Source organism: Ferrovum sp. JA12 (genome assembly GCF_001431705.1).
Lineage (GTDB): Bacteria > Pseudomonadota > Gammaproteobacteria > Burkholderiales > Ferrovaceae > PN-J185.
Genome location: NZ_LJWX01000002.1, coordinates 788663 through 814899, shown reverse-complemented (window position 1 = coordinate 814899; position 26237 = coordinate 788663). Strand labels below are relative to the sequence as shown.

The window sequence follows — 26237 nt, the reverse complement described above, 5'->3', positions numbered from 1 at the left end:
GATGTCCATGAGCTCATTACGGGTATCGAGATTGCGCGCCCTGATACCGAGCGCGAGTAAGGTGAGGAGATCTGAAGAACTGGAAAGCTTAGCGAGATCAATGGCGGAAATTATTAGCCCACAAGGTGAGAAAATTACATTTTAAACTTGAATCCGTGTAATATTATTCTTCACAAAAAAAAGAAATACTTTAATGATTGTTCTAAAAAAACAATGAATAAGAAAGCACTTATATAAATAATCTCTAAGGATATAATGACTTATAACTTGTTACTTAATGTCTTACCATTGGCGACAATCTTATGTGATGAATTAGGTACTATCAATTATGCTAATAAAGCTTTTAAAAGTTTATTTAATTATGATGAAAATTCAATAGTAAATATTAATAAGTTAGCCCAATCACTCTTTCCAGAATCCAACCCTCATAACACTCAATTCATCAACATTTTACAACAACAACTTCGATTATCAGAGAATCAGTATTTATCATTTGATGTGGATATGAGACTCAAAGACAATCTTATTCATAAGGTGCAAATTTGCGTAGCAACATTAGTCGACAATGAGTCTAAATTCAAGATAATCTTCTTTAACAATATTATAGACTACCAAATAACAAAATTTAAACTTGAAAAAATAACCAAGCTTTACAAAGCAATCAGTCATATCAATCAAGCGATTGTAAAAGTAGAAAGTGAAGAGAGTCTGTTTCCTCTTGTGTGTAAGATGGCTGTGGATTACGGCGGTATGACACTGGCTACTGTTAGAAAAAAAAAATCCCAACAATAATCGATTAGAAACTTTCACTAATTATGGTCAAGGTTCAGATTTTTTTAAACATGTAATTATGTCCATCGATGAAAATATCCCAGAAGGAAAAGGACCCGCAGGTATCGCTTGGCGTGAAAATAAAATGGTTATTGTTAAAGATTATCAAAACAGCCAGCTAACAAAACCTTGGCATAAACAAGCGAAGATATATGGATGGGGATGTAGCGGGACTTTTCCAATACAAAAATCTGGAAAGCCCTACGCGATTGTCGCTGTATACCATAAAGATAAAGATGCTTTTGATTCGGAAATTATCGAATTATTAAATGAGATGACGCGAGATATTTCTTTTGCTCTTGATAGTTATGATTACGAAATTAAAAGCAGAATCGCTGCAGTGGCTTTTGAATCGCAAGAGGCGATGATTGTTACTGACGCAAACAGAAATATTTTAAAGGTAAATAAAGCCTTCTCAGAGGTTACAGGCTACAGCAGTGAAGAAGTGTTAGGAAAAAATCTGAGTATATTAAGATCAGGACTACATGATAAAGACTTTTATGAAAATGTGTGGCAGAAGGTCTCTAATACTGATTCTTGGACTGGGGAGTTGTGGAATCGACGTAAAAATGGTGATATTTATGCAGCTCAACTCACTATTACAGCCGTTAAAGACACTGGTGATGTAGTATTAAATTATATTGGTAGTTTTTTAGATATTTCAGTTCGCAAACAAGCAGAAGAGCAAATTCAACGCCTAGCCTACTATGATTCCCTAACTGGTTTAGCGAATCGTCGTCTGTTTCAAGATCGACTTGAACAAGAAATGAAAAGAGCAGTACGTAATAAAACCACACTGGCTTTATTATTGATAGATCTAGATAAGTTTAAAGACGTTAATGATAGTTTGGGACATGCTAAAGGTGATCAATTATTAATTGAAACTACTCGACGAATAAAAGCATTAATCAGGGACTCGGACACCTTTGCTCGATTAGGTGGTGATGAATTTACCATTATTCTTCCTGGAAATGATTCACTCATTAATATTAATAGAGTTGTTGAGAATATACTAAAAGAGATTAATAAACCCTTTGATTTAAATGATGGCCATGTTGGCTATATCTCCTGTAGTATTGGAATAACACAGTATCCTAATGATGCAAAAACCGTTGATGATCTTCTAAAAAATGCAGATCAAGCTATGTATGCTGTTAAAGCAACGGGTAGAAACGGTTTTAGCTTCTTCACAAAGGAAATGCAACAAGCCGTTCAAAATAAAATAAGAATAACAAATGAATTACGCGAGGCTATAGGACAAAAACAATTAGAAATATATTATCAGCCTATTATTGACTTGGCCACTAATCAATTAGTGAAAGCGGAAGCCTTAATACGTTGGAATCATCCCAAAAAGGGTCTCATCTCTCCTGCTATGTTTATACCTATTGCTGAAGAAAGCGGTTTGATTATTGAAATCGGCGGTTGGGTATTTATAGAAGCCATTAAAATGGCACAGCGAATTCAACAAACTAGTAACAAGTTAATTCCTATCAGCGTTAATAAATCCGCCATTCAATTTAACAGACCAATAGATCGAAATTGGCTTGAATTTTTAGATTCGTCAGGCCTACCCAGAGGTGCAATCATAGTTGAAATTACAGAAAGCTCTTTAATTACTGATTCTGAGAATGTAAAAAATCAACTTATGCTTTTTAAAGAGTTAGGAATTGAAGTATCGATAGATGATTTTGGAACAGGCTTCTCCGCATTGTCTTATTTGAATAAATTTGATATTGACTATATTAAAATAGATCAATCATTCATAAGAAACATTAACGAAAACCAATCAAACAGAGCTCTAACAGAGGCCATCATTACAATGGCTCATAAGATCGGAATCAAAACCATCGCAGAAGGGGTTGAAACTGAAGAGCAACATCATTTACTCAAATCCTTTGATTGTGACTATGCCCAAGGATTCCTCTATTCTAAGGCTGTTACTGCAAATCAATTTGAACCTTTAGTAAATCATTCAAGTTATATTAATTTATAACCGAAATTTTAATACAAAGTACAACTTCATATTAAGAGATTGAGTAGCTTAGAATGGTTTACTATTAAAGTTTAATGACCTGGATAGTTAAGTTGCCATGACCTTTAACACCTCAGCCCATCATGTGAGCGTGGGACAAATGAGAATGCCAAAGGCTTAATCAGGCAATACTTTCCCAACCAACGAGACTTCTCTACCATCACTCAGGAAGAAATTAATATATAGATGGAGCGGCTAAACAACTGACCTCGAAAAATACTTGGTTATACAACACCTAATCAGCTATTCTTTAACTCAGACATTGCACTTCAAATTCGGATTGGGGTAATAATAAACCCTATATTTTTTTAGTGTTATTAGCATTCTAACTTCTTTAGTCCTGAATTGAGTTTTATTTGATAATTTATTAGATTGTTTAGGAGCATTAGCTCAGATCTTTACTACAACAACGAAAAAGTTATGTACAGTTATCTACCCTTCCAGAGTTACGAGGAAGGATAATGGCCATATATATATATGGGTGTATCACTTCATTAGTCGGTAATATCTTGTAGTGGTTTGATTTGCACGGACACCTCGATAGGTGGAAAATCCACTATCCGAGGAAATTTAAATGACATGAGAACGCAGAATTTTCGAAACCAGCTACAAGCTTGAAATGGTTCGCATGATAAAAGAACAGGAACTTATCGTCCCGCAGGTTAGCCAAACAATGAATATTGGGCAAAACGTCATTCGACGTTAGGTCATTCAGTATGAAGCAGAATTCAATGGCCATCGTGGCATTGGCAATCCGCTGACACCGGAGCAGCAGAGAATACGTCAGTTGGAAAATGAAAATAAGCAGTTACGTTCGGATGTTGATATATTAAAAAAGGCCTCGGCCTTCTTTGCCCGCGAGCTGAAGTGAGCTACCAGCTCATTGATTCGCTGCAAAAGGAGGCCATACCGGTTAATCAGAGTTGTCGTGTTTTGGGTGTGAGTCGTTCTGGTTTTTATGAAGCACGTCGCCAACGTTCCAAACCATTGTTTTGCTAGAACAGTGTTTATCTACGTGCTGCATTCTGTGCCAGCCACCAAAGTTATGGCAGCCGCCGTCTGGTAGTGGCATTGAAAGATAAGAGAATAACCATTGGTCGCTACAAGGTGCGCCAGATCATGCAAACAGCGAATCTGAAACCGGTATGGAAACGAAAATTTATGCATACCACCGACAGCAAATATGATTTGCCGATTGCAGAAAACATACTTGCCAGACAGTTCAGTTCTGTCGCACCGAATGTGGCTTATGTTTCAGACATTACCCACCTTCGGACTGGTGCTGGTTGGCTGTATTTAGCAATGGTAATAGACTTGTTCTCACGCAAGGTAGTGGGCTGGGCAATGGCACCCAATATGCCTGCTGATTTGTTCTGTGCAGCACTGAACATGTCAGTACGCTTTCGCAAACCGTCTCAGGGACTGATAGTCCACTCTGACCGTGGCAGTGTCAGTATGCAAGCGGTCAATATCAGGCGCTACTTGCCAAACAGGGTTTTATTTGTAGCATGAGTCGGGAAGGTAATTGCTGGGACAACGCTGTTGCCGAACGCTTCTTTTTAAATCTGAAAATGGAACGTGTTTGGCGGCGTGAGTAGGCTAACCATGATGAAGAAAAAATCGACATCACGGATTACATTGCTCGTTTTTATAATTGTGAACGTGTGCGTTCAATATTGGGCAATCTGCCGCTCGCTGTCTTTGAACAGAAAATGGCAGCAAAAGCTTATTGAAGTATCCGAAATTTCTTGACCACGACACCTCAAAAAAATCATACCATCAAGAAAAAAATAATTAATTAAGTCTTATGGTTAAAAATATTAATATTTATTCTGTAATAAAAATCGTCAAAGTACGACTACATTACAGTAACAATCAAAAACTTGATGTAATTTTTTTATTTTAGGAGATATAAATGAGTAAAAAAGCAATGATTCAAGCGGCATTATTATCAGTAGTATCCATTGCTGCGACAACTATTCCTACCCTTAGTCACGCAGATTCACTTGGTAAATGTTTTGGTATTGCTAAAGCTGGACAAAACGGATGTGCTGGAATAACAGGTAATCATACTTGTAAAGGTACTTCATCTGAGAGCTACAACCCAGGTGATTTTAAAGTTGTCTCTCAAGATGAATGTAAAAAAATGGGTGGGTTATCTAAGGAGGAGGCTATGGCTATTATTCATGATGCAACAAAAATAAAAGCTTTTGAAGAAATGATGGCTAAACGTAACTCTTAAATATAAAGGGCATGTATTTGCCCTTTTTTCTATTTTATATGAAAAACTTAATTAGTGGACTTGGTTTAAGACAACCTCATTACCTTGAGTTCTTGTCTTCACAACCTCAAGTTGATTACATAGAAGTACACTCTGAGAATTTTTTTAGTACAGATCCACTTAACTTAAAATATCTTCAACAAATTAGAAAACAGTATTCTATAAGTTTGCATGGGGTAGGATTGAGTATAGGTAGTGCAATTGGCATAGAAAGAGCTCATTTGTATGAATTAAGAACGCTTGCGGATACCATTCAACCTTTTATTTTATCAGACCATTTGTCTTATTCACGAGTGTCAAAAACATCAAACCGAATCTATGACTTACATGATTTGTTACCTATTGGATTAAATCAAGAATCTCTAAAGTTGATTTCAAAGCATGTAAACGAAGTACAACAATTTTTAGGAAGGAGACTATATTTAGAAAACATAAGCCAATATATATTTTTTAACAATGAACAGTTTACTGACGTCGAATTTGTATGTCAGCTAATAAAGTCTACAGGATGTGGCTTGTTACTTGATTTAAATAATCTTTATGTTAACTACATTAATTTAAAGACAAAAAATATTATTGATGCAGGTTATCAGTGGATAAATATACTATTAGATAGTCTACAGTCGACTTCACAAATCGGTGAAATACATTTAGCAGGGTGCTCAACACAGGTTGGATTAATTGTCGATGATCATGCGGCGCCACCCTCTTATGAAGTATGGCAATGGTATGAATATTTAATATCACAAGTCAGAACGTTTATTCCAACTACGATAGAATGGGATGAAAATATTCCTGAACTTGAGGTGTTAGTAAAGCTTACAGACAAAATAAAAAGTATCCAAAAAAATTTACTTGAGAGTAGTTATGTCTGAGTTATTACGCCAAATAGCCTTGTTTGATCTAATTAGTGTTGATCAAATTGATCAAGATATTTATAACGGTATAACTGTTTATCAAAGACATTTTCATCGTAATTTTTTGGATTTGTTAATCCAAAAATATCCTGTCCTCAATTGGTTAATTGGAACGAATAGTTTAACTAAGATTAACTATGACTATTTCTTTAAATATCCAACCCATTCAGGAAACATAACCACTTATGGAGATCAATTAGATAGTTATTTAGAATATATTTCATTAGACCAGTTCAATATGTCTTTTTTACTAGATCTGGTTAAATTTGAGAAGCAGTTATTTTATAGTTCTGTTGTGTCTGAATTTGATAGAGAGATCTTTGAACTTAGTATACTCAATGAATACGATCCTAGTTCTTTCACGTTTTTGTTTGTGGAGCATTTATCATTTTTTCAGACAGAATGGTCTCTAATTGATGTCTATAACGCTTATAAATCCAATGAAGCTAGTCAACCAGTTATTTCTTCGACGAATTATCGATACTCAATTGCCATATATTTTTTAAATACAAATTATGGATTTAAATTACAAATAGAACAAATTGAAGATGACTATATTCGGTTTCAACAGTATTTAAAAAACCATTCTCTTCTTGATGCGCTTGAGTTAATGAGTGATGAATTTGATTTCCACCAATGGTTAACATATGTAACGAGTAAAAATTGGATTACTGGTATTTTACTAATTGATAACTCCCCAAAGGATTGATCGTGATCAAAACACTCACTAATTTATATAAAATTGATTATTGGATTGAAAAGTCTCTTATTCCAGTAAAAGAACTCTTGTTGATAATGGCTAGATTATATGTTGCTTATTCATTTTTAAAGTCTGGATTGGATAGTATTAATGATTGGACAACTACTCAGTATCTTTACGAAAACGATTTTCATGTACCTTTATTACCGCCTCATGTTGCCGCAATTTTAGGAACTGGTGGTGAGTTACTTTTTCCGATCTTATTAATATTAGGTTTCTTAGGAAGGATATCTAGCCTGGGATTATTTTTTGTCAACTTTGTTGCTTATATTTCCTATGCTTATAGTCTACAAACAGCTGGAAAGATGTACCACTATATATGGGGTATATTATTACTAGTAATTATATTGTGGGGGCCAGGTAAAATGTCTTTAGATTATTTACTATCCAAGATTAAAAGATAGTTATACTAATTCAGATGAGTTAAATAATTAAGTTATTATTTTTTTTGACATCTATTTATAACACGGATAATTAAATTAGTAAGATTATTTGCCTACTTTGTATTAGCGAGCTTCCCAAGCATTGCTCTATAATCATTTACGATGTGATTAACTAAGATTCTAGTTACTTTTTCTTTACCTAAGTATTTCTGTGCAATCATCCCATATGCTGGTCCAACTTTATTTGACTCATGACATGATAAGCAGAGTAGGTATTTATTATTGATATAGGCAGATTGTTAGTCTGAAGCTTGAGCGACAATAGATATATTAAACAATCTAACTTATCGTCTCTTTTTGTATGTGTTCTCTGTTAAACACCATATTGCCTCATTACTAAATGAGAATACATCATATTAGTCATTAATATAATTAGAATAATTACGCCAATTTATAAAGTATTCTAAAAGAAATTCAGTGTTTTAGTTTATTCTCCAAACTAACCTCTCCGGCGCGTTTCAAGGCAAATTCGGTTAAAATTGGACCAATGGTTTCAAGTATGGCGACGGAGCCCAAGATGATGGCCGAGAGTTCCTTGGAAAACTCTGGATATAGCTGAGTAGTGGCTTCGGTGAGACCAATTGCAAGCCCAGCCATGGGCACGAGCGTCAGGCCAAGAAGCGACGATTGTTTGATGGATAAAGGCGAGAATGGAGTCAGCACAAGGAGTCCGACTGCCTTTCCAATAAACCTGATACCAACAAAAGCAACTGCAGCCCAACCTACAGAAGCCAGCTCTCTCAAATGAAGGTTGGCACCTGCAATGACAAAGAGCAGCACGAAGAATATTTCACCGCCGTGACCAAACTCGATGTCCATGAGCTCATTGCGGGTATTGAGATTGCGCGCCATGATACCGAGAACAAGTAAGGTGAGGAGATTGGAGCAACTGGAAAGCTTAGCTAGACCAATAGCAGAAATTATCAGCCCGACAAGAAGAGCAAATTGTAAGTTTTCATTCCTGCCCAGAAGGCGGGCAATGCGGATGCATGCGTGGGCCAGAAGCCAGGCGAGGATGAGCGACGTTAGCGTTTGATATAGTGGTTGCAGAAAGATCGTTGTCCAGTCTGCTTTCTGTTTGTAATGCAAGAAGGGAAGCAGTATCGTATAAGCGAAAAAGGAAAGCACGTTGTTAATTGCAACATGATCCAAGGCGCGCCTAGTCACGGGGCCATCGGCCCTGAATTCACGCACCACGAGGAGAACCACTGCAGGTGATGAAGAAATACCGATCGCTGCAGCAAGACCGGCATGTAGATTGTCAACGTGGAAAAGGCTAAGTACGAAGAAGATCAGTGAAAAAGAGAGTGCTGCTTCTACTAGACCCGAAAGAATGAGAATCTTGTCGCTCCGCAAGGCTTTGAAGTCGAGCTGCATGCCGAGCTGGAATAAAATGAGACCTAATGCGATGTCCGTAAAGGGTTTTACGTTAGCAAGCATGCTTGCATCGAGTAAGCCGAGCATGCTGGGCCCAAGAATGAGTCCCGTTATAACGAACCCAGTGATTCTCGGAAGGAAATTGGTGCGCTGAGCAAGCTCACCTCCAACGATTCCGACAAGTAAAATAGCTCCAAAAAGCAGAAAACTGTTCTCAGTCCTGGGCCATTGAGGAAGAAAATTCCAATCCACTTGTGTAAGATCCCTAAAATAAACATTCTTAATACTACATGGGTTAATTTTTTATGCAAAAAAGGACTATAACAATTTAAAGGATTTAAGTTTTTTAGATATATTTGGCTTCGCGCCCAAAGACGCACAAATTAAATTTATATCAGTGGCTAATCAGCCGGTTATCTAGTTACTTGAGGCCCCAATGGGCTATAGTAAAATAAAAACCTCGTTGTATGTAGCTTAAAAACAGTTAGAAAAACAGTTAACTAAGGGTATTTATTTTGTATTTCCTATTTATTTATGTAACGATTAGGTGAATTAAACAGATTTATTGATGACGCGATAAAAGACGACGAATTTCTGGAATACAAGAGCCACAATTGGTGCCAGTCTTAAGGGCTTGGCCTACTTCCTCAACACTTTTCAAGTTTTGTTTATGTATCCCATCTAGTATGGTTTTCTCGCCTACACTATAACAGGCGCATACGATACGCCCGGTATTGGCACCTGAGGGCGCTCTCGCGGCCAAGAGCCCAGCTAAATCTTCAGGTTCAAGCTGCGCTTTTTTAAATAAGTGGGTTAGCCATTCGCGTTCTGGTAAGCGGTGATCTGGCGCAATAAAAAAGACGGCCTCTAGTCTTCCATCTATCAAGCAGGCTGCACGATAACGTCCCATTGCAGCGTCGGAATACTCAGTCCATTCTCCCTCGTTAGTCAAATTTATTCTTACCCAGGCACGCCAATCATCCTCCATTTTTTCGCCGGCAATTTCATGGCGCCAGAAACATTCACCTTCTGAGCTCGCGCAATAACTGGTATCAGATAACGTCATACGTTTGCGACTAAGTACAAACCCTTGCCATGCAGGGCGATATGCTTCGATACTCACTGGCGTGTGTTTGGATTCAGGTTGACCCGAGATGGGATCAGTGATAGGTGCTACCAGCGCATTTACTTTGGCGGACTTGGCGTACTCATCGCTCCAGTGCATGGGTACGAATACGGAACCTATTCGCTGATCATCACTGATTTGTACACGCGCCAGTATGCTGCCATGACGGCTTGTAAGACGTGCAAGAGTTTTATCGGCTAGCTGACGTGCGTCGGATGGGTTAATTTGCACGTAAGGCTCGCAGGAATGTAAATTCAAACGTGGTGCAAGAGCAGTACGTGTCATGGTATGCCACTGATCACGAATGCGTCCGGTGTTTAGTACTAGAGGAAAATCTGCATCTGCTTGCACGGCAGGTAGCCGTGGTACAACAGCGATCATGCGAGCACGACCGCTAGATGTATAGAATTGCCCATCTGTAAACAGACGCTCTGTTCCTTCCGGTGCCAGTTTATTAACTGGCCATTGAACGGGTTGCATTAGATTGTATTGATCATCGCTTAATTCACTCAGCGCGCTGATGTCAAACGCCCGCTTGCCCTCATTTTCAAAACCTGACAGGCGCGCATGTTCCCGAAATATTTGTGCTGGTGTGGTGTAGGGAAATGCGTCTGCAAACCCCATCCTCTGTGCTATCTGGGTAATGATCCACCAGTCTGGGCGTGCTTCGCCAGATGGCTTAATGAAGGAGCGTTGACGCGAAATCTGGCGTTGTGAATTTGTCACTGTACCGTCCTTCTCACCCCAACCTGTGGCGGGCAATAGAATATCTGCGCATAACGTGGTATCAGTGTGCGCAATGCAATCTGATACAACCACCATCTCGCAACTCATCAGTGCATCGCGAACCTTATCTGCATCTGGCATGCTAACCACTGGATTAGTGCCCATAATCCATACCGCCTTGATTTTTTTTGATGCAATTGCATCAAACATGTCCACCGCTTTAAGTCCCGGCTCTTGTACCATATGTTTTGCGTTCCAAAAGCGTGCAACGCGATCTATGCTCAAGGTATCGGAGAAATCCATATGTGCGGCGAGCTGGTTTGCAAGTCCACCCACTTCTCGTCCACCCATTGCATTGGGTTGTCCAGTTATCGAAAAAGGTCCCATGCCAGGTTGGCCTATCCTGCCGGTAGCCAGATGGACATTGATAATCGCATTGCCTTTATCCACTCCACTTGAGGATTGGTTGATACCCTGTGAAAACAGGGTCACAGTGCGCCTTGTGCGCGCAAATAGGCTGAAGAAATTGGCTATTTCAGTTTCACTGACGCCGCAAACTTTGGCTATTTTAGGGATGGAACCTCCCTCTCGCGCATTAATAAACGCCGCCGCATATCCTTCTACGTGTTCCTCAATGTAAGTGAGATCAATTGCATCCTCACGGCGTAGATAATGCAATAGACCGTTAAACAAATACGCATCAGAACCTGGGGTAATAGCGAGATGCATATCGGCAACATCACAAGTTGGGGTTCGGCGAGGATCAATGACTACCACACTCATATTTTGACGTATTTTTTTTCCTTCCACCAAGCGCTGAAAGAGAACTGGATGAGCCCAGGCACAGTTAGAGCCTACGATCACAACCAAATCGGCAATTTCCACATCCTCATAACAGACAGGTACTGTATCGGCGCCAAAGGCGCGTTTGTGAGCTGCTACTGCCGAGGACATGCAAAGTCTGGAGTTTGTATCTATATTAGCGCTACCGATAAACCCCTTTATCAATTTATTAGCCACGTAATAATCCTCAGTAAGGATTTGTCCTGAGACATAAAAGGCTACTGCATCCGGCCCATATTCAGCAATGATAGTGTTGAATTGTTCAGCAACTCGATCCAGTGCCGCATTCCATGAGGCGCGACGCCCATTAATCTCAGGATAAAGTAGCTTACCCTCATGCTCCAATGTCTCAGCTAATGCTGCGCCCTTGGAGCAAAGTCGCCCAAAATTTGCTGGATGAAGGGAGTCTCCCTTGAGTTTAGTCCTTTCTCTACCACTGATTTCAACACCGCATCCCACCCCACAATAGGGGCAGGTAGTGTGTATGGTTTCAAGACTATGCGCGTCTGCATTCATAATTAGCTTTTCAAATCACTGGCAACCATCAATTTCTCTACTTCTCGAGTATCTATAGCCGTTTTTGGTCCTGTAACAAACCAGTAGGCGGTAGCCATGAACAGTGCACCGCTAATTGTATTGCCAAGAGTTACCCAAAAAAGGTTATGGATCATGCCAGCTAAACTCACGGTGTCAGGATGTGGACTGAGAAAGGCAATAAAAAAAATCGTCATATTGGCAATGGAATGTTCATAGCCGCTGGCAATAAATGCAAATAGACACCAGAAAATCATAATTAATTTGGCAGCGTCGCTGGAGGTGCGGTTAGCCATCCAGAGGGCTAGACAAACCAGCCAGTTACATAATATGCCGCGCATTACCAGTTCAAGGGCCGGCGCGTTCATTTTGGCACTGGCTACCTTAAAAAGTAGCGGCGCTCCTTCTGCCAGCACAGCACCGCCACCGCCCGCAACAAAGATCAGTGCTAGCAAGAGTGCACCAGCTAAATTACCAAACCAGCCGGTGATCAAGACGCGGCCCACATCGCCTAATCTGACACGGCGACATAGCCAACCAATTGGCATAATCATGGTATGACCCGTGTAGAGTTCAGAGCCTGCGAAGACAACCAGGGTGAGGGCTACACCGAAAGATGCCCCCATCACGAGGCGTTGGTAGGCAGGTTCCACTTTGGCTCCGACACTAAAAATCAGAATAATGGCGAGTCCTACATAAGCGCCGGCCATCATGGTGGCCACAAAGAACTTAGTTAAAGAGGTACGAACTGCAGTGGCTTTCTCTTCAGCCGTGACAGAAAATTTCTGGATTGTATCAACATACATGGCTTTTATTCCTTATAAAAACTTATAGAGCTTTCCCGTCGGCTGCGCTGTTTCCTGTTGTCATTCTTTGCTTGACGGAGCATCCACTGCGAGAAACAACACACCATGGTTCTGCCGCACTTCATGGCGATGAGTGCATCCCGTATCAGGCGCTAGCGCCTCACCAGATGCTAGTGAAATTACCCAATTATGTAGAGGGCAGGTCACGCGCTTACCATGTACAATGCCCTGAGATAGTGGCCCGCCCTTGTGCGGGCAACGGTTATCGATAGCAAATATCTCATCCTCAAGAGTGCGAAATAATGCAATTTCACCTTTTGAAGTGCTGATCACGCGTGAGCCTTGTTGAGGGATGTCTTCAAGATTGCCTACTGGTATCCAGTTCATTTCTTTTAATCTCATGCTAGAGTAGCTAGGGTAGTGTATTCATGGGCGTCTTTCCCCTGAGCTCGTTCCTTCCAAGGGTCGTTCTGCGAATAGCGCTGCGATTCCAGGAAGCGCGCATATAAATTAGCACGGCCCTTAGCATCCTCTACAATATGTTGTTTAATATAGGCTAAGCCCACGCGCTCAATCCAGGGTGCTGTACGTTCCATGTAATGGGCTTCTTCACGATAGAGTTGCATATATGCACCACAATACTCTAATACCTCAGCCTCGCTTTCAACCTTACACAAGAAATCTGTGACACGTACTTTCATACCGCCGTTACCACCAACATGAATTTCATAACCCGAATCTACACAAACAATACCAAAATCCTTAATTGTTGCTTCGGCACAATTGCGCGGACAACCAGAAACCGCAATCTTAAACTTATGCGGCGTCCACGACCCCCAGGTCATTTTTTCAACGGTGATCCCAAGCCCCGTTGAATCTTGTGTACCAAAACGGCACCAATCGGATCCCACACAAGTTTTAACTGTGCGCAATGATTTTCCATAGGCATGACCCGAGACGAACCCCCCTTCCACAAGATCTCCCCACATCTTTGGTAGATTCTCTTTAGTGACACCATATAAACCGATACGCTGGCCACCAGTAATATGCACAGTTAGTACCTCGTATTTTTCAGCGATTTCAGCAATCGTACGCAGCTCCTTAGGCGAGGTCACTCCTCCCCAAATGCGCGGTATCACCGAATAAGTGCCATCCTTTTGGATATTGGCATGTACTCTTTCATTGATGAAACGCGAGCGACTGTCGTCCTCATAGACACCCGGATAGGCGGCAGTCATATAGTAGTTTAGGGCTGGGCGGCAAACATGACAGCCGTCCTCCGTCTTCCAGTTCAGCGCACGCATCAAATCCGGTATATTTTTTACATTCAGTTTTAAGATCGCATCCCGTACATCTTGATGCGGATGGTCAGTGCATGAGCAGATCGGCTTTTTACTAGTTTGCGCGGAATAATCGCCACCTAGCGTATTCGCTAACAGAGCTTCCACAAGACCTGTGCATGAACCGCAAGAGGCCGATGCCTTGGTATGGGAACGTACTTCTTCCAGTGTAAAGAGCTTCTTACCGATGATCGCTTTGACAATGGTGCTTTTGCAGACACCATTACAGCCGCAGATTTCCGCTGAGTCCGCCATACTCGCTACATTCGATGCGCCACCGCGACCCGCATCGCCTAGGTGTACCTGACCGAACAGCAGATGCTCCCGAAGTTCAGATACATCTGTTGCTTCACGCATCAATTGAAAATACCATGGACCATCAACGGTCTCACCATACATTACTGCACCGCGTAATTTGTTGTTACGTAGTACCAGCTTTTTGTAGACACCTCGTGCTGCATCTTGCAACAGCAACTCTTCGTCACCCGCTCTTACATTGAAATCCCCGGCCGAAAAAAGATCGATACCGGTCACTTTGAGCTTAGTGGAAACAGCGGAACCCTCATAAAGCATTCTTCCGTAGCGCGCGAGATGATTTGCTGCAACTTTGGCCTGTTCGAACAAAGGCGCAACTAATCCGTAAGTCTGACCGCGATGCTGTACGCATTCACCTACTGCATATATTTTAGGGTCATAAGTTTGCATGGTATCACTGACTACGATACCACGCTCACAATGGATGCCCGCATTCTTAGCTAATGCAATATTAGGGCGTATACCTGCCGCCATAATTATGAGATCAGCTGCAATTTGTTCACCGTCCTTAAAACTTAAGCCCGTGACCTTGTCCTCTCCTAAGATAGCCTGCGTCTCGCGTGACAAGTAAAACTTCAGCCCGCGTTTTTCTAGTGCTGCTTTTAGTAAATCGCCACCTACTTTATCTAGCTGGCGTTCCATGGGCCAGTCACACAGGTGCACAACAGACACGTCCATTCCCTGTAAAGCTAAGCCGTTGGCGGCCTCCAGTCCCAGAAGGCCACCACCAATCACTACCGCGCGCTGACAGGTTTTTGTTGCTGCAAGCATTTTTTCTACATCATCTATGCTGCGGTATGCCAGCACCCCAGGTAAATTTATACCGGGAATGGGTAACATGATGGGATTTGATCCAGTAGCAATGAGCAGGCGATCATAGGGTGTTGTTATGCCGTCTTGGGTTTCAACCTGACAATGGAACCGATCAATTTTTGTAACCGTTTTGCCAACCTGTAAGGTGATATGGTTTTCTTCATACCAGTTCCAGTCATTTAACACGGTATCCTGAAACATCATTTCACCTGACAGAACCGGTGAAAGTAAAATACGATTGTAATTGGGTTTGGGTTCGCTACCGAAAACGGTGATATCAAATTCGTCTGGGGACATCTTGATTAATTCTTCTATAGTGCGGATACCCGCCATACCATTACCAATTACAACGAGTCTTGTTTTCTTTACAGTCATTTTGTCAACCTTACTATAAAAGGGATTCATTAATTATTCGGCACATAAAATTAGCATAATGCTTTTCAACTCACTCCTTGGGGGGAGCTGATGCTCTGATCGGAGGTTTAATCAGTCATTAGCCGTTGAATCTCTTAGTGATTACGCAAGTCGCGTGCCAAGCTATATTGAAAGCATTTTTTTAAACACTGAAGATGACTGATGACATTAATCCATTCCGTTAAATTTGTTAGGGGAGGCTAAGCTGCCATCTATAAACCTTATGGTAGGGAATGAGAACTTTACAATGTAGATCATAGATGCTTAGTAACGCACTTTATCTATGCACTTATAGGATTCAAATAAGGAAGCTCGCACCATTTTGTCATGTTTATCAATGGTCATGCACCATTATCGCAATAATTGGGCCACCATTATTTTCAATTTATATTAAAAACTCAACCAAACTCCGGTTGTTTTGTTACGCACGGGTTCTCCCGAAAATGTGGCATAGGAATTGCTGAACAATAAAATATAAACAACAATGGAGTGTTTCTCATGAGTAAAGGTTTTATGAAGGCTGGGCATATGCCAACACTGCTATCGGCCTTCCTTTATTTCGATCTTGCCTTCATGGTTTGGGTATTGCTGGGCCCGCTCGGTGTTCAAATTGCAGCAAGCCTACATTTATCCCCTGCACAAAAGGGGTTGATGGTGGCCACTCCCATCTTATCTGGGGCGCTGCTACGAGTTGTTATGGGATTATTGGTTGATCAGGTTAAACCAAAGTTGGCTGGGACTATCGGTCAACTTATCATTATTATTGTGTTATTCATCGCCTGGCGTATGGGGGTTCACTCCTACTTGCAGACTCTTATACTAGGTATGTTTTTGGGGGTTGCAGGGGCATCATTTGCAGCCGCCTTACCACTGGCTTCGCGTTGGTACCCCGCTGAACATCAGGGTACCGCCATGGGTATTGCTGGCGCTGGAAATTCCGGGACTGCACTTGCTGCCTTGGTTGCGCCCAGTCTGGCTATCGCTTATGGTTGGACAAACGTTTTTGGTTTGGCGTTAATACCACTGATTACTGTGTTTATTATCTATATCACCTTAGCTAAATACTCTCCTGATTGCCCCCCATCGAAGTCATTGGCTGAATTCGCTGCAGTACTCAAGGATCAGGACGCTTGGTGGTTTATGTTTTTTTATTCGGTGACCTTTGGTGGATTCGTGGGGCTTGCCTCATCGTTAACTATTTATTTCAATACGCAATACCAATTAGATGCTAAAACAGCTGGTTTTTTTACTGCGGCCTGTGTTTTTGCAGGATCCATGGTACGCCCTATTGGGGGGAATATTGCAGATCGCATTGGTGGTGTTAAATCACTAAGCGGCATGTATGTGGTGGCAGCTCTGTCGCTCTTTACGGTAAGTTTTGCACCAGACAGTGCATGGACTGCGCTCGCCATGTTTGTGGTCGCTATGTTGAGTCTTGGCATGGGTAATGGGGCCGTCTTTCAGTTGGTTCCGCAGCGTTTTCGTAAAGAAATTGGTGTTATGACTGGCTTGGTCGGTATGGCAGGCGGGATCGGCGGCTTTTATCTTGCCTCCAGTTTGGGGTACTCCAAACAGATGACAGGTAGCTATCAGATTGGTTTTCTTATCTTTGCCGCCCTTGTAATCGTCGCCTTGATAGGGCTTAGCGGTGTTAAATCACGTTGGCGTACAACCTGGGGAGCCTCGCACCTAACTGCCGCAAAAATATGATAGATGCTTGTTTTACTATCGTATGAGTAAAAGCTTATTGCAGGTAGATTTAGGGTATACCTCCCTAGCAGGTTTACGTAAACATAATGAGGATTATTGTGGTGGCGTCACGCCCAATGCAGCAGCACTGGAAAATAAGGGTATTGTGATCGCCGTAGCCGATGGAGTAGGGGGGCACGCAAGCGGGCGCGATGCTTCTGAATATTGTATCCGCAGTTTACTTGCCGATTATTATTCGACCCCTGATACTTGGAGTATTCCACAGTCGTTAGAAAAAGTTATTAGTGCGTTGAATCGCTGGCTGTATTCCCACAGTCGACGGGCAAGTGTCACTGCTGGAATGGCTACTACGCTTTCTGCTGTGGTGTTGCGGGGTAGGCGTTATACAATCGCTCATGTTGGTGATACCCGTGTTTACCGTCTGCGCAATAATGAGCTATCACTACTGACCACTGATCATGTCTGGGTACATCCGGAGCTTAAAAATGTACTGTCTCGTGCGGTGGGTTTGGATGCTAATCTTTCTATAGATTTTATTGATGGTAATCTTGCCGAAGGGGATCTTTTTCTGTTAGCCAGTGACGGGGTCTGGAATGAATTGAGTACTGCTCATTTAACTAAACTTCTTTCCTCCTCTGACAATGCACAAGATATTGCAGCTCGAATTGCTTGCTCTGCCACTGAGACAGGTGGAGAGGATAACTGTACCGCGCTGGTGGCAAAAATTATCCAACTTCCCTTGCAGAGCTTGCGAGATAATGTGACAAGTATCGCCGCTTTACCATTGCCTCCGCGTTTGAAATCAGGACAGATGGTAGATGGTCTTATAGTACTTGACGTTATCCATGACTCCCGTATTACGATCCTTTATCGCGTGCGTCACTCAAAGAGTGGTCAGGACTATGTGCTTAAAACCTTGCACAGTGATGCCGATTCAGCAGATATTGCAGCCATTGCCCATGAGGAATGGCTCGCGCGTCGAGTGGTTAGCGCAGAATTTCCACAGGTTTTGAATTGGCCACAACGATCCTGTTTGTATTATCTAATGACCTGGCATGAAGGTGCTACTCTTGCCCGCCACCTGGAATTAGGACGAAAGTTTACTGCCATTGAGGTCGCCGACTTAGGCATCCGCATGTTGAAAGCACTGGCAGTATTGCATAGGCTAGGGGTTATTCATCGTGATATTAAACCGGATAATCTACATCTGGGATCTGATGGCCGTCTGCGACTGCTTGATCTGGGAGTTGCCGCGTCCGATGGACTCGATGCTGAAGAGGCTTTTAATGAGATCAATAATCCTGGTACGCCTTCTTTTATGGCGCCAGAACTGTTTAAAGGGATTCCTGCTAACGAATCTAGTGACTTATATGCAGTGGCTGTCACGCTATATGTATTGTTAACGCGCAAATATCCCTATGGTGAAATCGAGCCGTTTCAGACGCCTCGATTTGGTGATCCCATTACGCCCATACGCTACTGTCCTGATATACCTGAGTGGCTTGAACATGTGATACTCAAAGGTGTGGCGCGGGAACCACAAGATCGCTTTGAAACCTGTGAGGAGTTTTTGTTGGCGTTAGAATATGGCGCTCAGCGTCCACTGCGAGTGGCTCGCCGCACCCCATTGCTCAAACGAGATCCAACGATAGGTATCAAGCTGTTGGTTTTTATCTCGCTCATTCTTAATCTTTTATTGCTTTTTTTATTATTGGTGAAATGACAACGATCTTTGAGATTAATGGAACCTATTACTCATTAGATATAGCGACGAAACCAAGGCCTTTAATCCTAAGGTTAAGTCCTCAGGATGTGTATTCTCTATAGCGTTATGACTGATACCATTAATACTGGGTACAAAAAGCATTGCAGTAGGGCATAGATCTGACAGATACATCGCATCATGAAAGGCGCCAGAGACCATGGGGTAATAGCCTGAACAATTAGTTAATTCTTGGGTAATTGCACAGGCTTCCTTTAGGCAATCCGTAACACTTTCAGGAAATTGTGTCACTTTTCTTTTGAAAAGTGATTCAATAGTTATGCTAAATTGGTTTTCTGAACTGATTTTTTTAAGTATCACTGTCAATTCGTCTTCCATAGTATCTAATAACCGATCGTCACGACACCTTAAGTCTAGCGTAAAGATAACTTGATCTGCGATAGTATTAATTGAGTTAGGGCTAACCTGCCAACTGCCGCTAGTGAATAAAAGTCCATTTTCAATGAGGGGTTGCGCAGCCTGACGCAATGCGGCATAGCAAGTATGGGCAAACTCAACCGCATCACGCCTTAGGGACATGGGTGTGGTCCCTGCATGAGATGCGATACCCTTAATAGTAATTTTGAACCATCTTACGGCTTGTATGCCAGTGACAATACCTAGAGACTTTTTTTCATGCTCAAGGATAGGTCCTTGTTCAATATGTAATTCTAAATAAGCCTTATAGACGGGGGAAACTTCTCTTACTGGAATCTGAGATTCATGAACTCTTAAATTTTGAATAGCCTCCGACAATGTCATCCCATTTTTATCGCGAGAGTTTAAATATGCTTTAATTCTTCTGGGATCGGCTAAAGCACTAGATCCCATGGTTCCCGGTGAAAAACGACAGCCTTCTTCATTATTCCAAATGACGATCTCAATGGCTTGACTGTCAGTGATACCGGATTGCTCTAAAATCTCTCCCGCCATCATAGCGGCTACTACACCATAGGCTCCATCTAGTTTGCCACCAATGGGTTGCGTATCAATGTGGCTACCACACAGTAGCGCAGGCAGATTTGAAGAACCAATTCGAAAAAAGAGGTTACCAATGGCATCGCTACTAATTTGCCAATTTTTTTCTTTTGCTTGTCTAGTAAGAAATGCTCTGGCTTTTATATCCTCCTCGGAGAGTGCTTCCCGCGATACTCCACCCTGAGGGCGTCCTCCGAAACGCGCCAATTGATCAAGAAAAGAGATAAGTTTGTCTTGTTGCACAAGCTCTTGTAATTGCTGATGGGTATGTAATGAATGGGTCATAGGGAGTATTGTCTGAATTATTACGAGAAATAAGCTGATTTGACTTCATCGTTATTAAGTAACTCTGTGGCCGTGCCATGGGCTACAACTTTTCCTTGGCTTAAACAGTAACCACGGTGGGAAATCTTAAGTGTTTGTTTTGCATTTTGCTCCACTAATAAAACCGCAATACCTGCACGATTAATGGATTCAATAATACGAAAGTTCTCTTGTACGTAAAGAGGTGATAACCCTAAGGATGGTTCGTCAATAACTAATAATTTAGGCTCTGCCATGAGTCCGCGGCCAATAGATACCATTGCTTGCTCTCCTCCCGACATGGTACCTGCTAGTTGATTGGTTCTCTCCGCGAGACGAGGGAAAAGTGATAAGACATGGTCCATACGTTGACGAATGAGCCGGTGATTATTCTCTAGAAAACCACCCAGTAGCAGGTTTTCAGTTACGGTGAGCTTGGGGAAAATTTTACGTCCTTCTGGAATACAGCTAATCCCTTGTTTAACAATTTGATGGGCGGGTAGCCCAGTTATATCTTGACCATGCCAGTTAATATTTCCTTGACGAACTTTATTTAACCCAGTGATTGCTCGAATAAGTGTGGTTTTTCCAGCTCCATTGGCACCGAGAATACAGGTGATTTCTCCTGCTTTCACTTCAATTGATATGCCGTGCAATACATTAACCAAGTCATAACCCACATAAATTTGATTAATATTGAGTATAGTCATGCCACTTCCTCACCCAAATAGGCTTTTTGAACCTCATGATGCTGAATGATGTTTTGATAAGGGCCCTCTGCAATAAGCTTGCCGTAGCTCAAAACAATACAGCGTTCAGTGATTGACTTAATGACACTCATCTCATGTTCGATTAAGACAATAGAAATATTTCCAATTTTCTTTTTGGCTAACAGGACATCACTCATTAACTCATGGGTTTCATCATGTGTCATGCCAGCGGAGGGCTCATCAAGAAGAAGTAATTTAGGTTCTGTGATTAATGCGCGACATACTTCTATTCGTCTTCTATCAATCATAGATAATTGATGTACTGGTTTTTCGAGTTGTGCTATCAAATGTGGGCAAAAGAGCCCCATGAGATCCATAATTTTAATTTTAGTATCTCGATACTCTTGTTTAAATACACCAGGTTTAAATAGTGTTGAAAACAGATCGTTGGTTAAGTGTAAGTGTCGGCCAATGGCAATGTTATCAAAAACCGTTAAATCAAGTGATAGTCTAGATCTTTGGAAAGTACGAGAAATTCCCAGCGTGAAAATGGCCTGTGGACTCAGCTTACATAAATCCTGTTGTTGAAAATATATTGAGCCACTCTTAGCTCGATAAATGCCTGTCATAACGTTAAACAGCGTGGTTTTTCCTGAACCATTTGGCCCTAGTAACCCCAATACTTCATTGTGGTTTATTATCAGTGATAATTTATCTAGGGCAGTTAAACCACCAAACTGAACAACGATCTCTTTCACTTCGATAATGGGTTCTAACATAGTCGTCCTCTACAATTATTGATTAAAATTGCGAATTGGTCGAGGAAATAGACCATTTGGACGAAAAAGTAATACGCCAATGATTAATAAGGCATAAAGTAAAAAGCGATATTCTTGAATAAACTGAAGTTTTTCTGGAACGATAATCATAATCAATGCGGCGGGGATGATACTTCTCATATTTCCTATTCCGCCTAAAATAATAATTGAAATCATGATTAATGAATCACTAAAGGTAAAATTATTTGGCGCAATAAATCCCGTGACACTGGCATACACACTACCAGCAATACCGATAATGAAATTACCGAAAAGAAAAGCGGTCACTTTCCATTTGGTAATGGCGATACCAAAAGTGGATGCTGCAGTTTCGTCTGTTCTAACTATATCTAAAGTTAATCCAAACCATGACTTTTCTATACGTTGAGTAATTAAATAAGTGGATATGAAGACAGATAAACATAAAAGGATATAGGGTACATAAAAAGACACATCTATCTCTCCCAAACTCAAGGCGTTATTAAAATCAAACCCAAGGAGATGAATGCTAGGTGTTTGTAATCCCTGCGATCCACCGAGAGAATCATTTACTTCCAGGAAGTTTTTAAACAAAATTCCAGCAGCTATGGTAATTAAAGCTGCGTAGTGTCCTCGTGTTTTGAGGACAGGGAAAATGAGTAGGCCACTAAAGAGCATCGAAATTAATCCTGATAACAGAATAATGATTAAACTTGGTATAGGGTAGTGAGACAGAATAACTGAACTATACCCTCCGATACCAAAAAATGCGGCTGCCGCAAAATTAACAATACCGATAAAACCCAACTGTATGGTTAATCCCAGACAGACAGTGGCGTACAATAATACCGTGCACATCATCAGTAATACAAAGGGAGTATTATGAAAGTACACGGTAATGCATAGCGTAGTCAAGGTGATTAAAACAGGGATGGTTTTCGGTTCATGTAAAAAAATTAATTGATTAAATGGTAGGGTTGCTTTGATTCGTAAAAAAACAAAGAGTAAAGAAATGATAGTGATGATCATACTCAACAGAACATATCTTGATTCTGACTCTAGAAAGATGATTAACGCTATGCTGAGTAACAAGCTCAAAAAAATTAACTTTATTAAGGCTAATACAGAGGTGTTCTTCATAGCACTATACTCGTTCACTTAATTTCTCCGCAAGCAATCCTGTGGGTTTAATAGTCATTAGTATAATCACCATGGTAAAGGCAAAAACATCTTTATAGGCGCTAGGTATAGACGGCACAAGGCTTGGTAGGAGAGAGCCTCCGATAACTTCTAAAAAAGCAAAAAGAAAGCCTCCGAGAATGGCTCCATATATATTACCTAAGCCACCTATAATGGCAGAGGTGAAACCTATTACCCCAAGTAGCAGTCCCATATTGAAGCTAATTTCGTTGTAATAAAATGCGTCCATAACTCCGGCAAAGGCAGCTAAGACGGAGCCAATAATAAAAGTTAATAATACATACTTGTTAAAAGGTATCCCCATTAATCTGGCTGTTTCACTATCCTGTGCAATTGCACGAATAGCTAATCCTAATTTGGTTTTATTGATGATTAAAGAAAGTAGGAAAATGATAAAAAAACCAAATGCGAGAATAATCAGATTGTCAAAGGGCAAGGTGAATGAACCAATAGCAATCCGGGTGGAGGGTAAGAGTGAAGGGAAGCGTTTAGGGTTGGCGCCATCAGGATAAAATAATCGAATACTTTCACGAATCACCGTACCGAACATCAAAGTGGCGAGTAAGACATTAATGGAGGGGGCCTCTCTCATGGGAAGAATGAGAAACTGAGCAATAAACATCCCTATTATTGCCGATATCACTAAGGAAAAAACTAATACCGCCAATATTGATAGCCAGCTTGATTGGTTCGGTATGATTGATAATGCACTCAAGCCGGCAAAAGAGCCGAGAGTCAATACATCACCATGAGAGAACTGAATCACATTTAAAGTACCAAAAAACAATGTAAAGCCTACGGCTACCATGGCATATATAATGCCCAGCATGAGGCCATTCATAAGATATTGTAGTAATGAGTCCATGTTTTCTTTAAATTAAGGAGACAAAAAATATCCCTTTTTTGGTGTGTTAAATAAAGGGTTATTTTAGCTTTCGTTTTTTGGTAGCATACTGACTGTCTTCCCAAAGTACCCACTGACCATCTTGGACTACATAAGCACTTACCAGGGGTACTATATTCTGGCGATGATCATCAAAGGTGACTTTCCCAATGATAGTGTTCACATTATTGGTTTTGTTGAGTTCTTGATTAACCCTGTTTCTATTAGGGCCCATCTTTTCCACAGCATCAATAATTAAATTGGTAGCTGTGAAGGCAAAGGGACCATATGCTTCGGGAGGCTCATTAAATTTTTCTGCTTTATATTGCTCAAGAAAAAATTTACCACCTGAGAGTTTTTCTGCTGGAGCTCCTTCTAAAAAGGATAATGAGCCCTCTGCAACATCTTTTCCAACACCCTCAATAAAAGCATCGGATTTGATACCAGAAGTTCCTTCAAATTGTGCATGGATCCCCATTTTTTCCATTTGATTACGAATTCTCACACCCAATGGCGTCAACCCACCAAAGAATATCACCTGTGGCTTTAATTCCTTTATTTTCGTTAGTTCAGTAGTAAAGTCTTGTTGATCTACAGGTACACCGAAACTACCCAGGATAGTTCCGCCCAGGCTTTTAATGTCTTGAGTAAAATATTCCTCATGACCTTTACCATAATCTGTGGTGTCATGAACAATAACAAACCTTGTGTACTTTAAATCTGTCATAAACCTTGCTGCCACTTGGTTTTGAGTGATCATGGTTCCATTGACCCGATGCACTTGCGCATAGTTTTGCTTGTAAGTAATATCAGGAAGTACAGCACCCCAAACAATGATTGGGAAATCAAAGCGATGGTATGTGTTTAGAGTTGCCATAGCCACTGAAGAGCAGAAGTGTGTTACCCCAGCTACGATCGAGTTGTCGCTTGCCATTTTAGTCGCTACCTGGACACCCGTACTGGGTTTGCATTCATCATCTAAAACCACTAGTTCATAGTGATATTTTGTTTTAGATTCTTTATTTTTTAGATCTACCGCCAATTGTGCTGAGTTGCGCCCACCAATACCAATTGCAGAATTCCCACCCGTTAAGGGCCCAATAAATCCGATTTTAACGGTATCCTTCGCTTCGGCAGTCACACTGCCAACACATAAAGCCACGGCTAAAGTAATGATCAGGGGTCTGATGTTTATCATCAATCTATTCTCCTTAATGTGTTTATGTTGATACCATAGTGAATGTAACATGTTTTCACTATTTATAATTGCGTGAAGCAAGTAACATGCCACAACACTGGCAGCTTGGAGTATGTAATATAAGTCAGAGGGTAGCGGAATGTTTATAATCCAGTCCCGATCTACCTTATTTTTAATAGTAAGATATTTTTTGTTTGGCTTGGTAAACTAAAAAGATTAATAAAAGTCAATACAATGAGTTGAAATAAAATCATAAATCAAAGTTGGGACAAAGATTGTTTTTATGAATGCTTTTGTTGTGAAACATGAGTTAATTTTGAGATTATCAGTTTTCCTTGGAATGTTAGCGGTGATGGTTATTTGGGAATTACTCGCTCCAAGGCGGTCACTGACACAATCTAAACTTGTTCGTTGGTTTAATAATTTTCTGTTGGTCTTATTTAATAGTTTTTTACTACGTCTATTGTTCCCTGCAGCAGCAGTTGGTATAGCTGTATGGACTAATCAACAAGGGTTTGGATTGTTTCATCTTGTTTCTATCCCTTTGTGGTTGGCTACAGCGCTCTCCTTTGTGTTGTTAGATTTTGTGATTTACACTCAGCATCGACTATTTCACGCTTTTCCGGTGCTTTGGCGTTTACATCGTGTACATCATGCGGATTTGGATATAGATGTCACCACCGGTTTACGCTTTCATCCCATCGAAATATTGCTTTCAATGGTAATTAAAGGGGTGACTATAGTCGTAATTGGTGCACCTGTTGTAGGGGTGGTACTATTTGAAGTCATTCTCAATGCATCCTCAATGTTTAACCATAGTAATATTCGTATTTCTGGATTTATTGACCAGTTTATTCGCTATGTTGTAGTGACTCCCGACATGCACAGAGTTCATCACTCCATTGAGGAGGAAGAGACTAATAGCAATTTTGGTTTTAATCTGACCATCTGGGATCGCCTGTTTGGTTCTTATCATGAACAACCTCGCTTAGGGCATCTTGCTATGACAATTGGCATCAGTACTTTTCGTGCCCCTAAACACTGCTTATGGTTATCAGGTATGTTGTTCATTCCTTTTATAGGTAGAGTAACAAACTATGCTAGAAATAAAGATGAGGTTAAATGATTTACCTTA

General features: G+C 41.0%; 20 protein-coding genes and 2 pseudogenes. 11 read left to right on the top strand and 11 right to left on the bottom strand.

What is annotated here, in order from left to right; all coding sequences use genetic code 11:
- Positions 1-255 precede the first annotated feature (255 nt).
- The 8 genes and pseudogenes from FERRO_RS08885 to FERRO_RS08855 all read left to right on the top strand — a co-directional run bounded on the left by FERRO_RS08885 (position 256) and on the right by FERRO_RS08855 (position 7228).
- Positions 256-792 carry a PAS domain-containing protein gene (locus tag FERRO_RS08885; RefSeq protein WP_056930495.1) on the top strand — a complete coding sequence of 179 codons (537 nt, stop codon included), beginning with the start codon at positions 256-258 and terminating at the stop codon, positions 790-792.
- 58 nt (positions 793-850) lie between these two features.
- Positions 851-2827, top strand: coding sequence for a bifunctional diguanylate cyclase/phosphodiesterase (locus tag FERRO_RS08880; RefSeq protein ID WP_056930494.1), 1977 nt, complete (start codon positions 851-853; stop codon positions 2825-2827).
- A 108-nt stretch (positions 2828-2935) separates the two neighbouring features.
- Positions 2936-3178, top strand: a pseudogene (locus FERRO_RS10735) (transposase); the annotation flags it as partial.
- Between the two features lie 307 nt (positions 3179-3485).
- A pseudogene (locus FERRO_RS08875) lies at positions 3486-4599 on the top strand (IS3 family transposase).
- A gap of 182 nt (positions 4600-4781) precedes the next feature.
- Complete coding sequence (locus FERRO_RS08870; RefSeq protein WP_056930493.1) at positions 4782-5108, top strand: BufA1 family periplasmic bufferin-type metallophore; 327 nt, start codon at positions 4782-4784, stop codon at positions 5106-5108.
- A gap of 38 nt (positions 5109-5146) precedes the next feature.
- Positions 5147-6022 carry a DUF692 domain-containing protein gene (locus FERRO_RS08865; protein WP_160318131.1) on the top strand — a complete coding sequence of 292 codons (876 nt, stop codon included), beginning with the start codon at positions 5147-5149 and terminating at the stop codon, positions 6020-6022.
- Positions 6015-6773, top strand: a complete 759-nt coding sequence (locus FERRO_RS08860; RefSeq protein ID WP_056930491.1) for an HvfC/BufC family peptide modification chaperone — start codon at positions 6015-6017, stop codon at positions 6771-6773. The genes FERRO_RS08865 and FERRO_RS08860 overlap by 8 nt, the downstream gene beginning before the upstream one ends.
- Before the next feature lie 2 nt (positions 6774-6775).
- Entirely contained in the window at positions 6776-7228 is a 453-nt protein-coding gene (locus FERRO_RS08855) for a DoxX family protein (RefSeq protein ID WP_056930490.1), read from the top strand.
- A gap of 453 nt (positions 7229-7681) precedes the next feature.
- Here FERRO_RS08855 and FERRO_RS08850 read toward each other — a convergent pair whose 3' ends face one another.
- From FERRO_RS08850 to nirB, 5 genes are all read right to left on the bottom strand, one after another.
- The gene (locus tag FERRO_RS08850) at positions 7682-8896 is read right to left on the bottom strand and encodes a cation:proton antiporter (RefSeq protein ID WP_056930489.1); all 1215 of its coding nucleotides are present in this window, start codon (positions 8894-8896) and stop codon (positions 7682-7684) included.
- Positions 8897-9206: 310 nt separating this feature from the next.
- Positions 9207-11855 carry a nitrate reductase gene (locus tag FERRO_RS08845; protein ID WP_056930488.1) on the bottom strand — a complete coding sequence of 883 codons (2649 nt, stop codon included), beginning with the start codon at positions 11853-11855 and terminating at the stop codon, positions 9207-9209.
- A gap of 2 nt (positions 11856-11857) precedes the next feature.
- Positions 11858-12679: a nitrite transporter NirC gene (gene nirC / locus FERRO_RS08840; RefSeq protein ID WP_056930487.1), complete on the bottom strand. Its 822-nt coding sequence runs from the start codon at positions 12677-12679 to the stop codon at positions 11858-11860.
- 60 nt (positions 12680-12739) lie between these two features.
- Entirely contained in the window at positions 12740-13066 is a 327-nt protein-coding gene (gene nirD / locus FERRO_RS08835) for a nitrite reductase small subunit NirD (RefSeq protein ID WP_056930486.1), read from the bottom strand.
- A gap of 11 nt (positions 13067-13077) precedes the next feature.
- Positions 13078-15522 carry a nitrite reductase large subunit NirB gene (nirB, locus tag FERRO_RS08830; protein ID WP_056930485.1) on the bottom strand — a complete coding sequence of 815 codons (2445 nt, stop codon included), beginning with the start codon at positions 15520-15522 and terminating at the stop codon, positions 13078-13080.
- A gap of 537 nt (positions 15523-16059) precedes the next feature.
- On the opposite strand from nirB, the gene FERRO_RS08825 reads away from it, so the two are divergent.
- On the top strand, positions 16060-17271 hold the full coding sequence (locus FERRO_RS08825; protein ID WP_056930484.1) for a nitrate/nitrite transporter: 1212 nt from the start codon (positions 16060-16062) through the stop codon (positions 17269-17271).
- A gap of 22 nt (positions 17272-17293) precedes the next feature.
- Entirely contained in the window at positions 17294-18994 is a 1701-nt protein-coding gene (locus tag FERRO_RS08820) for a bifunctional protein-serine/threonine kinase/phosphatase (protein ID WP_056930483.1), read from the top strand.
- 15 nt (positions 18995-19009) lie between these two features.
- Here FERRO_RS08820 and FERRO_RS08815 read toward each other — a convergent pair whose 3' ends face one another.
- The 6 genes from FERRO_RS08815 to FERRO_RS08790 all read right to left on the bottom strand — a co-directional run bounded on the left by FERRO_RS08815 (position 19010) and on the right by FERRO_RS08790 (position 25102).
- Complete coding sequence (locus FERRO_RS08815; RefSeq protein ID WP_056930482.1) at positions 19010-20296, bottom strand: M20 family metallo-hydrolase; 1287 nt, start codon at positions 20294-20296, stop codon at positions 19010-19012.
- 20 nt (positions 20297-20316) lie between these two features.
- Positions 20317-21024: an ABC transporter ATP-binding protein gene (locus tag FERRO_RS08810; RefSeq protein ID WP_056930481.1), complete on the bottom strand. Its 708-nt coding sequence runs from the start codon at positions 21022-21024 to the stop codon at positions 20317-20319.
- Positions 21021-21803, bottom strand: a complete 783-nt coding sequence (locus tag FERRO_RS08805) for an ABC transporter ATP-binding protein (RefSeq protein ID WP_056930480.1) — start codon at positions 21801-21803, stop codon at positions 21021-21023. The genes FERRO_RS08810 and FERRO_RS08805 overlap by 4 nt, the downstream gene beginning before the upstream one ends.
- A gap of 15 nt (positions 21804-21818) precedes the next feature.
- A complete protein-coding gene (locus FERRO_RS08800) occupies positions 21819-22850 on the bottom strand; it encodes a branched-chain amino acid ABC transporter permease (RefSeq protein WP_152975734.1) in 1032 nt (343 codons plus the stop codon).
- Positions 22851-22965: 115 nt separating this feature from the next.
- Complete coding sequence (locus FERRO_RS08795) at positions 22966-23886, bottom strand: branched-chain amino acid ABC transporter permease (RefSeq protein ID WP_056930478.1); 921 nt, start codon at positions 23884-23886, stop codon at positions 22966-22968.
- Positions 23887-23944: 58 nt separating this feature from the next.
- Complete coding sequence (locus FERRO_RS08790) at positions 23945-25102, bottom strand: branched-chain amino acid ABC transporter substrate-binding protein (protein ID WP_056930477.1); 1158 nt, start codon at positions 25100-25102, stop codon at positions 23945-23947.
- Positions 25103-25385: 283 nt separating this feature from the next.
- Here FERRO_RS08790 and FERRO_RS08785 point away from each other — a divergent pair, with 283 nt between their 5' ends.
- The gene (locus FERRO_RS08785; RefSeq protein WP_056930476.1) at positions 25386-26228 is read left to right on the top strand and encodes a sterol desaturase family protein; all 843 of its coding nucleotides are present in this window, start codon (positions 25386-25388) and stop codon (positions 26226-26228) included.
- Positions 26229-26237 lie beyond the last annotated feature (9 nt).